This is a genomic window from Halorarius halobius (genome assembly GCF_024298865.1).
Taxonomy (GTDB): domain Archaea; phylum Halobacteriota; class Halobacteria; order Halobacteriales; family Haloarculaceae; genus Halorarius; species Halorarius halobius.
This window is the reverse complement of record NZ_CP101161.1, coordinates 1,502,751-1,515,268: the sequence shown is the minus strand read 5'-3', so window position 1 is coordinate 1,515,268 and position 12,518 is coordinate 1,502,751. Positions and strand designations below refer to the sequence as shown.

Sequence of the window (12,518 nt, the reverse complement as noted above, 5' to 3'; positions counted from 1 at the left end):
ATCCCGTATAGAACATGGATGTTTACAAATACTAATTTATATTACAATTTGTGACATTTTAAATCACCGAATAATCGCAGTAAGTAGCCACGCTATTTTGACAAAAGGAATCACGGCAACCTAAATATTACAACTATATCTGTCAACTTGCTGGCCGAGAGACGGGGACTCTCCCGGTAACAGCCGCGGATCAATTCGTTTCACCGCCGAAAAAGCCACGTGCCAGCCCATAACAAAATTACTGCTGTTACGATTACCATAGCCACGAGGGGGCTAGACCCTTGGCCGACCTTCGGGTAGCGGTCACGAGAAGACGACCGCACACTCCCAGGGTAAATGTCCACTCGCGCGGTGCCACCGTCGAAGCGGAATCCTGTCCGTTCCGCTATACGGAAGGCCCGATACCACAAGCATTCCGATATGTGGAACGAGATGAACTGCCACCCGTCGCCGAACGACGGATAGTTCCACGTACAAGCGCAGTTAGTTACCGAACCAACGACGAGGAGACGACGAATACGGGAGTCTACCCCTGGTACTCCAGTCTGAGTCGTATCTCTTCTGCGACGTCGAGCAGCGTATCGGGGAGACAGTCGCCGTGTTCGTTTTCCATTCTCCGCAACGGTCCGGTCACGCTGATGGCTCCGAGTATCTCGTCGTTCGGATTCAATATCGGCGTCCCGACCGCCTGCATCCCGTTGCGCCGTTCGGCTCGGTTGAACCCGTACCCCCGCTGGCGGACCGTTGCGAGTTCCTCGTCCAGTTCCGCGCGGGATGTTATCGTTCGCTCGGTCAGCCTCGGGAGCCCATTTTGGGCCAGGATTTCGTCGACGCGGTCGTCGTCGAGATGCGCGAGGATACACTTCCCCGCCGAGGTCGAATGCAGATGGACGATCTTGCCGACCCGCGACTCCGACCGGATACCGTTCTCCCCGATAGCGCTGAACACGTGGATGCCGTAGCCGTTCTCCTCGGTGATGAACTGCGCCCGTTCGCCCGTCTCCGCGGCGAGTTTGTCGACCTTCGACTCGATGATCTTGTACGCCGGCGGGCGCCGCCGGGCGTGGATGGCGGGGTCGAGAAACCGCAGGCCGATCTGGTACTCGCCGTTCTCCGAGACGACGTAGCCGTGTGAGACGAGCGTCTGGATGTGGCGGTGGATGGTGCTTTTCGCCAACCCGAACTCGGCCGCGATCTCCCCCAGGGTCGCCCCGTTCTGTTCTTTGATGTATTCCACGATGCGGAACGCTCTATCCACGGTTTTCAACCCCGCATCGATATCTGGGTCCGTTTGTGCGACCATGGTATACCATGCAAGGGAGGGCATATATAGTTCTACTATTGCGAATAGCTATAAGCCGACCACACTTGGGGAACAAACGGCGGGCTAATCAGTCGGGACGCGAGCGGAGAACCGGGAGAGCGGTGTCGTCGACTACCGCTCGGCGATAGCGGAGATGTCGACGACGCGCGTGAGGAGATAGACGACGAACAGTTCGAACGCGAGCATGATGATCGACAGCACCGCCGCCGCCGGGTAGTTCAGGCCCGTGGTGATGTTCTGGAAGATAAACATCGGGAGCGTCGCGCTCCCGCCGCTGAGCAGCTGCGGGATGACGAAGTTACCAAACGAGAGGACGAACACGAAGATGGCCCCGATGACGACGCCCGGCATGCTGAGCGGGACGACGACGTGACGGAACGTCTCCCACCTGGAGGCCCGCAGGGTCGCGGAGGCACCAAGCAGTTCCTCGTCGACGTCGTACATCACGACGTAGATGGGGGCGAACATGAACACGATGTAGTTCTGCAGGTACGCGAGTAGCTGTGACACCGGCGAGAACATCAGCCACCGGAGCGGCTCGTCGATGAGTCCGAGGCCACTGAGGAAGTAGTTGATGGCGCCGGTCTGGGTCAGGATAGGGAACCAGCCGGTCGTGCGGATGACCGCCGAGGTCCAGAACGGGATGACCAGGAACAGAAGCAACAGCAGGCCCTTGTTCTGGCTCACGTAGAATCGGAGATAGTACGCGACCGGGTAGCCGAACAGAAGCGTCAACAGCGTGGTCGCCGTGGCGAACAGCACCGTCCGGACGGCGACGTCCGCGAACACGGGGCTGGTGAGCGTCTCCGTCCACGCGGAGAGTGTGAACTCCCAGACGACGGAGAAGCTGGAGTAGGTGAGGAAGCTGTAGACGAAGATGATGCCCAGCGGGACGATGAGAAACAGGAGGAACCACAGCGCCGCAGGTCCGACTAACAGCGGAACCTCGTAGTTCCGGAGCAGCCCGCCGACGCGGCTGTCTTCGCTCATCGTGTCGATGGGTCAGGCACCGGTGAACTCCGTCCAGCGGTTCAGCATGTAGTCGCCGTTGTCCGGGTAGATCTGGACCATCCGGATGCTGGAGACCTTCTCGTCGAGGGCGCCGCCGTCGCGGACCTTCCCGTCGGAGCTGGGTTCGCCCTCCTCCATCGACCACTCGTAGGAGCTGGGGTCGAACAGGTTCGGGTTGTCGACGGCCTCGTACGTCGGCGTGCCGTTGACGGTCCAGTCGTAGAACTCGGGGCCCATCCCCTGTCCGGTCTCGTCGGAGCCGTCACGGACGAGCTCCTCGTTTGGGAACTGCGGGGTGTAGAAGCCGGCGGCACCCTGGATGAAGCCGGGGTACCACGCGCCCAGATGCATGTTGTACCACTGGTGGGCCTCCGCGACGTTGTTCCGGTTCGACGCCCCGGGGTTGGTGGGGTTGACGCCGCCCCACCAGAACCGGTAGCCCTGCATCCCGTCGCTCATGGTGTGGTACTTCACTGGCGTCCCCGAGCGGCGGGCGGTGAACACGGCCGGCTGCCAGAGGTCACCGACGTACGCCTCCTCGTTGGTGAACAGGTTCACCGACTCGCCGTACTGCGTCCACAGCGACCGGAACTGCCCCTCCTGTTTCTGCTTGATGAGGAAGTCGATGGTCGTGTCGAGCTGGTCTTTCGACGGCTGGTTCAGGTTGCTGAGGTCCTCGTCCATCACGCCGGTGTCCATCAGATACGACATCGTCTCCAGGATGGAGTGGGGCGTCGTCGTCTGGATGACCGACCGGCCCTCGTACTGCTTGTCGAACATCGCGCCCCACTTGCTGATGTCCTCGTCGACGAACTTCGGGTTGCTCGCCATCGCGTCGAGGTTGAACTGGAACGGCGGGTGGTTCAGCGACGACCGGTCGTCGGAGCCGTTCCAGACGAGTCGCTCGATCTCGCCGGCCTGGTTGCCGATCTCGGGGATGCGCTCCGTCGGGTTCGTGAACAGGTCGGTGATGTTGTCGGTGCTCCACTTCTCGATGGCGTCGGTGGGCACCCGCTGGGTCAACGGCGGGTCCTGGAACGTCACGTCGCCCGCGATGGACGGGCCGTGCGCGAAGATGTCGAACGTCTCGTTGCCGCCCGTGTTGATCTTCTGCTGGGTGGCCGCCTGCGAGACCATGTTCCGCTCCAGCGTGTTCCCGTACGCCTCCTCGTACTTGTTCTTCTGGGGGTCGTACGCGAACGCCGAGATGGTCAGCATCTTCACCGGGCGACTCCCGCTGTCGGGGCCGCTCTGGGTGTCCGTGCTGTCGTCGCCACCGCCGCCACCACCGCCACCGCCGCCACCGCCGCCGCCACCGCCGTTTCCGTTGCCGTCGCCGCCTGTACAGCCAGCCAGCGCGGCGGCAGCGCCGAGCGCGCCGGTCGCTTTCATAAAGTTTCGCCTATTGGTATCGCTTGGCATACGTCGGTGATGTTTCGAGCAGCGACTATAAACTTTTCTACGACGGCGGCCGGTTCCACGGACGGTTTATCATGAAGGAGCAGGCAGGTGGGGGGAGAGAAAGGTCTATCACCACCAGTTGTCTGTGGTGGGGTAATGGCAGACCCTGCCCTCTCCGGGACCGCCGACGGGGAGATGGACCCCGCCGACATCGAGTTCCCACACGCCAACATCGTCGCGGTGGAGGCGCTGGCGACGGTGCTCGAGACGGCGTTCGGCCCCCGCTCGCACGACAAACTGGTCGCGGAGAAGCACGAGGCCCACGAGACGCCGGACCGCATGCCCGAGGAGGTCGAGTTCGTCGTCACCAGCGACGGCGCGACCATCCTCGAGGGAGTCGACATCGAGCATCCGATGGGCCCGATCATCCAGCGCGTGGTCGGCCCCGAGCGGCCGGGCGACACCGATGTCGAGGGACAGGACATCCACGACGGCGTCTGCGGGACGGTGCTTCTCACGACGGCGCTGCTGACGGAAGCGAAAGAACTGCTCGACCGGGGACTCCACCCGCGGACGGTCACCGCTGGCTACGACACCGCCCGCCGGCTGGCGCTGTCGGAACTCGGCGACGCCCGGCGGCCGCTGGAGGCCGTCGGCTACCCCCGCGAGACCGCCGAGGATGTCGCCGTCACCGCGATGACCGGCAACGACATCGGCCAGCGGACCCGCGGGTGGGCGCGGGTGGCGGTCGACGCCGTCGAGACGGTCGGCGCCCCGACCGAGGAGTCGTTCGTCGTCCGCCAGTTCGCCGAGGGCACCATCGACGACTCGCGGCTGGTCCGGGGCGCGGTGCTCGACCGGAACGACCTCGTGAGCGACGAGATGCCCAGCCGCATCGAGGACGCCGACGTGTTGCTACTCGACGGGCAGGACGACGGCGGCCTCCGCAAACACGACGTGCCCGAAGGCTACCAGATAGTCCACGAGGACGGCGAGAGCAAGCGGCGGTTCGCCGACGCCCGGCAGGCCCGCCGCGATGACCTCGTCGAGCGGCTGACGGCCGCGGGCGTGGACGTGGTGGTCGCCCGCCAGGGTATCGAGTCGGACTACTACCGCATGCTGGCCGACGCCGGCATCGCAGGCGTCCAGGCCGTCTCGAAGCTCGACCTCCGGCAGATAGCGCGGGCGACCGGCGCGGAGCCGACGCTCGTCACCGACCAGTTCGAGTCCGCGACGCTCGGACGGGCGGGGGTCGTCGAGACGCGGACGGTCGAACCGGCCGCACGGGGGCGGCCAGCCCGCGAAATCGTCGTCTTCGACGACTGCCCGGCACCCGAGTCGGTCGCCGTCGAACTCCACGGCGTCTGGAACAACGTCGCCGACCAGGCGACGCGGGCCGTCCGGAAGGCCGCGGCCGCAGTCAGCGACGCGAAGGGACTCGGGGACGCGCCCGCAGGCGTCGTCCCGGGAGCGGGCGCGACCGAGACCCGGCTGGCACGGGCGCTCCGGACGGCGGCCACGAGCGTCGGCGGCCGCGAGCAGTTCGCCGTCGACGCGTACGCCGACGCCATCGACCGCGTGACGGGCGTGCTCGTGCGCAACGGTGGCCACGACCGCATTCGCGTGCTCTCGGACCTCCGGGCGGCCCACGACGCGGGCGAGGAGGCGACCGGGTTCCTGCACCCGGCGGGCGAACTCGGTGACGCCACGGCGGCGGGCGTGCTCGACACCTACGCCGGCCACCGGCGCCGCTACGTCGTCGCAACGCAGGTGGCGAACCTGCTTCTGGGCATCGACGACACCGTCGACGCGACGTTCTCCAACGACCCGGCGGGCCCCGACGAGGTCATCAACCCCGAGGCAGCCGAGAAACAGATGGACGCACTCGACGACCAGTAGCCCCCGACCGGCAGGGTAGATTTTTATACCGTTGTTTGTAACGTTGTCACACGATGTCCGTCGAGTCAGAGACCACCACGGGTACCGGGTCCGGAACCGTGGTCGGTCGCGCACTGGATTACGTTGCGAACGAACTGGAGATGCGGAAGATACTCGCCGGCTACGCGCTCGTCGTCGGCGTGTTCGTCTATCTCCCGATGATATCGGTCATCCTGTTCTCCTTTTCCTCGAGCGGGAGCTCCTTCCCCATCGAGGGGTTCACGACGCGGTGGTACAGCGTGATGCTGGCGGACGGCCCGCTCATCGCGTCGATAACTTCCTCGCTACAACTCGCCGCCGTGGTGATGGTCATTACGACGACGATGGCGACCGGCGCTGCACTCGCCTACCGGCATCAGTTCGTCGGGAAGCGGGCGCTGCTGTATCTCGTCATCCTCGGCATCATCACCCCCGGCATCACCTACAGCGTCGGAGCGACGCTGTTTCTCAACGAGATTCTGGGCCTGCCACGCGGCCTCTGGTCGACCATCCCCGTCCACGTCGTCTGGACGTTCCCGTTCGCGTTCATCATCCTGCTTGCGGGCATCCCCCCGAACCTCGCAGAACAGGAGGACGCCGCTCGGGTGATGGGGCTCTCGGAGCGGAAGATATTCACGAAGATAACGCTCCCGCAGATCTGGTCGACCATCCTCGGGGCGGCGGTGTTCGCGCTCACCCTCTCGTACAACGAGGGGACCCGCTCGATTCTGCTTCTCGGGAGCGACAACACGATGCCAGTCTACGTGTTCTCGACCATCGCGTCGACCGGCACCGGCGCGGAGATGCTCGCGCTCGGCGCGGTGACGACGTTCGTCTCCATCGTCCTGCTGGGCATCGGCGGCGTCCTCCTGCTCCGGTACTGAACCGCGTCGTTCTTCCTCCGGTACCGAACCGCGTTACGTCTCGTCTGCTACTGAACCGCGTTACTCCTCGTCGAGCACGGTCCGCCCGTACTCGATGAGGCCGCCGGCGTCGATTATCTCCTGGATGAACGGCGGGTGGGTCGCCACGTCGTACGTCTCGCCGGTCGTCCGGTTCTCGACGGTGCCGGCAGCGGTGTCGACGACCACCTCGTCGCCGTCGTCGATGCGCTCGGTCGCCCGGTCGAGTTCCACGACCGGGAGGCCGATGTTGATGGCGTTGCGGTAGAAGATGCGCGCGAACGACGAGGCGACGACGGCCGCCGCGCCGTTGGCCCCGATGGCGATGGGCGCGTGTTCCCGCGAGGAGCCACCCCCGAAGTTCGTCCCCGCGACGACCACGTCGCCGGCCTCGAACCGCTCGGGGAACGTCGGGTCGACCCCCTCCATGCAGTGGGTCGCCAGCTCCGCCTCGTCGGTGACCGCGAGATACTTCCCGGGGAGTATCTGGTCGGTGTCGACGTCGTCGCCGAACACGAACGCGGTGCCCATCTACGCCACCTCCTCGGGGTGGACGATGCGGCCGGCGACGGCGCTCGCGGCCGCGACCGACGGACTCGCCAGATACACCTCGCTGCTGGGGTCGCCCATCCGCCCGGTGAAGTTGCGGTTCGTCGTCGAGACGGCCACCTCGTCGGGGCCGAGGATGCCCGTCCGCTGACCGAAGCAGGCACCACAGCCGGGGTTCTCCATCACCGCGCCGGCGTCGAGGAACGTCTCGGTCCACCCCTCGTCGAGGCTCCGTGACTGGATGCGCTCGGTCGCCGGCGTGACGATGAGCCTGACGCCGTCGGCGACCGACCGGCCCTCGAGTATCTCGGCGGCCCGCCGCAGGTCGCTCGCCCGCCCGTTGGTACAGGAGCCGACGACCGCCTGGTCGATCTCGATGCCCTCCGCCTGTACGTCGGAGACGTCGACGTTGTTCGCCGGACTCGACGGCACCGCCACCTGCGGTTCGAGGCCGTCGCAGTCGACGGTGACCTCGTTGGCGAACGTCGCGTCCTCGCCGGAGACGTACGTCTCGAACTCCTCGCCGTAATGCTCGCGGGCGTACGCCTCGGTCACCTCGTCGGGTTCGACGATGCCGGTCTTGGCGCCGGCCTCGATGGCCATGTTGGTGAGCGTGAACCGCTCGTCCATCGACAGCGACCGGACGGCCTCGCCGCTGAACTCCAGGGCGTGATAGATGGCGCCGTCGACGCCGAGTTCGCCGATGGCCGCAAGCGTCAGGTCCTTCGCCTCGACCCACTCGCCGGGCGTGCCCGTGAACTCGACGTGGGTGGTCTCGGGGACGCGGAGCCACGCCCACCCGGTCGCGAGGATGAACGCGAGGTCGGTGCTCCCGACGCCCGTGGCGAAGGCACCGAGCGCGCCGGCGGTGCAGGTGTGGCTGTCGGAGGCGACCATCACGTCGCCCGGGCCGACGAACCCCTCCTCGGCGACGACGGCGTGTTCCTGTTCCGCCCGGAGGATGCAGTCGTGGGCCTCAGCGAACGCCCGACAGCTCTCGTGGAGCTCCGCGGCGTGTTCGGTGTGGGCCGGATACAGGTGGTCGAGGAACACACCCACGCTGTTCCCGTCGAACACGTCGGCGTCGTCGAACCGCTGGAACTCCTCGATAGCCGGCGGGAGCGAGATGTCGTTACCGAACGTGAAATCCACCGGAGCGCGGACGATGTCGCCGGCCGACACCGGTTCGCCGGCCGCCTCCGAGAGGATCTGCTCGCTAATCGTTGTCACACCCGATGCATCTGGCCCGCAGGATTTGAACTTTTCTGCCCGCCGGTAGCGGGACTGGCCCGCTCCAAAACGTATATGTATGGAAGCCGTGTTGGTTGTCCACATACCCACTACGAGCGAGACACGCCCGTAGTGCTGGTAGCCACTCGACAATACATGAAATATAATCTAGGTGTTGACGTTGGTGGGACGTTCACGGACGTTATCGTGTTCGACAAGGAGTCCCAGCAACTGACGATAGACAAGGTACTCACAACACCCGAGAACCCATCGGAGGGCGTCCTGGAGGGGATACAGGAGGCGACGACGAAAGCCGACGCGTCGGTGACCGACCTCGACCTGGTGTTCCACGGCACGACGGTCGTGACGAACATGATACTCGAGGAGACGGGCGCTGACGTCGGCCTGCTCGTCAGTTCGGGCTACGAAGACATCCTGCAGTTGGCGCGGGCGTGGACGCCGGGGCCGCTGTACGGCTGGATCAACTTCGAGAAGCCCGAACCGCTCGCGGACCTGGAGAAGACCGCGGGCGTCGACGCGCGTCTCGACGCCGACGGGTCGGTCGTCTCGGGAGTCGACCGCGGCGACGTGGTCGATGCGGTGTCGACGCTCGTCGACCAGGACATCGAGGCGCTGGCGGTGATGACCATCAACTCCTACGTCGACAGCGCCCAGGAGGAGGAGATACGGGCCATCGTCGAGGAGGAGTTCCCCGACCTCCCCGTCTCCATCTCCTCGGAGACCGTCTCGGAGTACGGCGAGTACGAGCGGACGCTGACGGCGGTCATCAACGCCTACGGTCAGCCGACCGTCATCAACTACCTCGACGACCTCGACAACTCGTTGCGCGACCAGGGGATGGAGGGGACGCTCAACATCGTCCGCTCGGACGGGGGGACGATGAGCACGGACGCCGCGAAACAGTACCCGGTCAACCTCGCGCTGTCGGGGCCGAGCGGGGGCGTCGTCGGCGCCGCCGACCTCGCGGAGACGCTGGGCGTCGATGACGTATTGACCCTCGACATGGGCGGCACCTCGACCGACGTGTCGCTGGTCGAGGGGGGCCAGCCGACCGTCGAGCGCGAGACGGAGGTGGGCTACCGCTCGTTCAAGGCCCGGACCGTCGACATCACGACGGTCGGGACGGGCGGCGGGAGCATCGCGGACCTCCAGCTGTCGGGCTCGCTTGAGGTCGGTCCCGAGAGTTCGGGCGCCGACCCCGGCCCGGCCTGTTACGGTCGGGGCGGCGAGGAGCCGACCGTGACCGACGCGAACGTCGTGCTCGGGCGCATCCCCGAGTCGGTGAAGCTCGGCGGCACGCTCGAACTCGACCGGCAGGCCGCCTACGACGTCATCGAACCCATCGCCGAGGAGCGCGGCATCAGCGTCGAGGAAGCCGCACAGGGCATCCTCGACGTGGTGAACCAGGACATCTACTCGGCACTGCGGGTCGTCTCCGTCGAGAAGGGGTACGACCCCCGCGAGTTCGGCCTGGTCGCGTTCGGCGGCGCGGGACCGATGCACGCCAACGCGGTCGGCGAACTCATCGAGGCGTATCCGGTCATCATCCCGCCGGGGCCGGGCGTCATGAGCGCGTACGGCTTCCTGACCAGCGACATCCAAAACGAGTTCACGGAGACGTACATCGAGACCGAAGAGGAGGTCGGCGGCGACGACCTCGCGGCGGAACTCGACTCGCTCCGCGAGGACGCGTCGGCGTGGCTCTCCTCCGAGGACGTCGACGACGCCGACCAGGTGTTCGAGTACTCCGTCGACTGCCGCTACTACCGGCAGGACATCCAGATGTCCATCGACGTCGACCCGGAGACGCTCCGGAACGGCGACGGGATGGACGCGATGTGCGACGAGTTCGAGCGCCGGCACGAACAGCAGTTCGGGTTCACGCTCGATGCGCCCGTGGAGTTCGCCACCCTCCGGGTGGTCGGCCGCGGCACCATCGACGGCGTCGCGCTGACGGAAGCCGAGATGGACGGCCCCGACGCGAGCCACGCCGTCACGAGCACCGACGAGGCGTACTTCGACGGCTCAGCCTACGAGACGCCGATATACGCCCGCGAACAGCTTCGACCGGGCAACGAAATCGACGGCCCGGCCATCGTCGTCGAGAACGACGCGACGACGACCGTCCTGCCCGAGAACACGGCGACAGTCAATCGCTACGGCTGTCTCGAAATCACGCGAGGCGACCAATGAGCACGACCGAATCACACCCCGACTGGGTAGCGGACCTCAAAGCCGAGGAGAGCGATGCCGAACCGGAGTTCGTGGGCGACCACGACATCGACCCGACGACGCTCGACATCATCGAGAACACGCTGTTGAACACGCGCTACGAGATGGACCGCGTGCTGGAGACGACGGCGTTCAGCCCCGCCATCCGGGAGCAGAGCGACCAGTTCCCGCTCATCGCGGACCGCGAGGGGCGGATGATCGCCGGCCAGTTCGGGAGCGAAATCGACAAAATCATCGAGAACTCGCCGTACGAACTCGACGACCTCGAGGAGGGGGACGTGCTGGCGACGAACGACCCGTATCTCACCGACGGCTCCATCTCCCACAACCCCGACTTCATCCTGCTTCGCCCCATCTTCTACGAGGACGACCTCGTGGGGTTCTCGAAGCAGTGGGGGAACCTCGCGGACGTGGGCGGCATCGTCCCCGGGAGTATCCCCATCGAGGCCGAGACCATCCACGAGGAGGGGGTCCGGCTCCCGCCGGTGAAGCTGTTCAAGGCCGGCGAACTCGACGAGGAACTGCTGTCGACGTTCACCCACAACACCCGGACGGCGGACGTGAACGAGGCGGACATCAAGGCCATCTCGGCGGGGACGAAAGCCGCCGAGAAGCGCGTCAAGGAGCTGTGTGACCGGTTCGGCAAGGAGACGTATCTGGAGGCGTGTGACGCGGTCCTCGACCGGACGCGCCGCGGCGTCACCGAACTGTTCCGCGAACACATCCCCGAACACGAGGAGTTCGTCTTCTGGGACTACTCCGACGACGACGGGCTGGGTCACGGCCCCATCCGCCTCGAGCTGAAGATGTACCGCGACGGCGACGACCTCTATCTCACGTTCGAGGGGTCGGACCCGCAGGTGCCCGGGACGGTCAACTTCATCCTGAACACGAAGATGTTCAAGATGTTCGTGGGGCTGTTCGTCATCATGACCCACGACCCGAAGCTGACGTTCAACGACGGCTACTTCGACCGGGTCCACGTCGACATCCCCGCAGGCTCCATCCTGAATCCGGAGTACCCCGCCGCGGTGTCGAACCGCCTGCCGACGATGACGAAACAGCACGAGGTGCTCCAGGGCGTGTTCTCGATGGCGTTCGGCGAGGAGTTCAGCGCCGGCGGGAGCTACGGGACGAACCCCAACCTCGTCTACTCCGGCGTCGACGACGAGGGCACGCCGTTCCAGTTGCTCGAACTGCTGTACGGCGGCATCCCGGCCCGCCCGGCGGGCGACGGCCTCGACGGCCACTCGTGGTGGCCGCTGTTCTACACCGTCCCCGTCGAGTATCTGGAGGCGTACTACCCGCTCCGGGTCGACGCCTACGAAGCGAACGTCGACTCCGGCGGCGCCGGCGAACACCGCGGCGGCCACGGCATCCGCCGGACGTACACGTTCAAGTCCGACGGCACGCTCACGTACCAGGACGACCGGGCGCTGACGAACCCGCCCGGCGTCGACGGCGGCAACCCCGCGGGCAACAGCGAGAAGATACTCGTCCGCGAGGACGGCACCGAGGAGCATCTCCCCTCGAAGGTGGAGAACCTCCCGGTCGAAGCCGGCGACCAACTCGTGTTCATCACGGCGGGCGGTGGCGGCCTCGGCGACCCGCTCGACCGCGACGCCGAGACGGTCGCCCGTGAGGTCCGACAGGGCCTCGTCTCCCGGGAGGCGGCCGTCGAGGAGTACGGCGTCGTGCTCGCCGACGACGACACGGTCGACGAGGCCGCGACGGCCGACCGCCGGGCGACGCTCCGCGAGGAGCGGGACGAACTCGGCACCATCGACCGCGGCCCGATCCCCAGCGAGCGCGAACTCGCCGACCGCATCGCGGCCGCCCGCGAGGAGTACATCGAGAAGTACAAGAGCGGCATCTCGGAGTGGGAGGGGAAACAGTACGGCGACTGACCCCACCACCCTCCGGCCCGTACC

At 66.0% G+C, this 12,518-nt stretch carries 9 protein-coding genes; 4 read left to right on the top strand and 5 right to left on the bottom strand.

Annotated features, from left to right (window positions below; genetic code table 11):
- Nucleotides 1-526: 526 nt before the first annotated feature.
- From NL112_RS07990 to NL112_RS07980, 3 genes are all read right to left on the bottom strand, one after another.
- A complete protein-coding gene (locus NL112_RS07990) occupies nt 527-1,303 on the bottom strand; it encodes an IclR family transcriptional regulator (RefSeq protein ID WP_255152142.1) in 777 nt (258 codons plus the stop codon).
- A 132-nt stretch (nt 1,304-1,435) separates the two neighbouring features.
- Nucleotides 1,436-2,314: an ABC transporter permease gene (locus NL112_RS07985; protein ID WP_255152141.1), complete on the bottom strand. Its 879-nt coding sequence runs from the start codon at nt 2,312-2,314 to the stop codon at nt 1,436-1,438.
- A gap of 12 nt (nt 2,315-2,326) precedes the next feature.
- A complete protein-coding gene (locus tag NL112_RS07980) occupies nt 2,327-3,757 on the bottom strand; it encodes a twin-arginine translocation signal domain-containing protein (protein WP_255152140.1) in 1,431 nt (476 codons plus the stop codon).
- A gap of 135 nt (nt 3,758-3,892) precedes the next feature.
- Here NL112_RS07980 and NL112_RS07975 point away from each other — a divergent pair, with 135 nt between their 5' ends.
- Nucleotides 3,893-5,635, top strand: a complete 1,743-nt coding sequence (locus NL112_RS07975; protein ID WP_255152139.1) for a TCP-1/cpn60 chaperonin family protein — start codon at nt 3,893-3,895, stop codon at nt 5,633-5,635.
- 53 nt (nt 5,636-5,688) lie between these two features.
- Complete coding sequence (locus NL112_RS07970) at nt 5,689-6,537, top strand: ABC transporter permease (protein ID WP_255152138.1); 849 nt, start codon at nt 5,689-5,691, stop codon at nt 6,535-6,537.
- Between the two features lie 60 nt (nt 6,538-6,597).
- Here NL112_RS07970 and NL112_RS07965 read toward each other — a convergent pair whose 3' ends face one another.
- Both NL112_RS07965 and NL112_RS07960 read right to left on the bottom strand, forming a co-directional pair.
- Nucleotides 6,598-7,086, bottom strand: coding sequence for a LeuD/DmdB family oxidoreductase small subunit (locus tag NL112_RS07965; RefSeq protein ID WP_255152137.1), 489 nt, complete (start codon nt 7,084-7,086; stop codon nt 6,598-6,600).
- Nucleotides 7,087-8,334 (bottom strand): 3-isopropylmalate dehydratase large subunit, encoded by a 1,248-nt coding sequence (locus tag NL112_RS07960; RefSeq protein ID WP_255152136.1) that lies wholly within the window; start codon nt 8,332-8,334, stop codon nt 7,087-7,089.
- A gap of 156 nt (nt 8,335-8,490) precedes the next feature.
- Between NL112_RS07960 and NL112_RS07955 the strand changes: the two genes are divergently transcribed.
- Together NL112_RS07955 and NL112_RS07950 are read left to right on the top strand one after the other, a co-directional pair.
- Complete coding sequence (locus NL112_RS07955) at nt 8,491-10,548, top strand: hydantoinase/oxoprolinase family protein (protein WP_255152135.1); 2,058 nt, start codon at nt 8,491-8,493, stop codon at nt 10,546-10,548.
- Nucleotides 10,545-12,494 (top strand): hydantoinase B/oxoprolinase family protein, encoded by a 1,950-nt coding sequence (locus NL112_RS07950; RefSeq protein WP_255152134.1) that lies wholly within the window; start codon nt 10,545-10,547, stop codon nt 12,492-12,494. Before NL112_RS07955 ends, NL112_RS07950 begins: the two co-directional genes overlap by 4 nt.
- Nucleotides 12,495-12,518 lie beyond the last annotated feature (24 nt).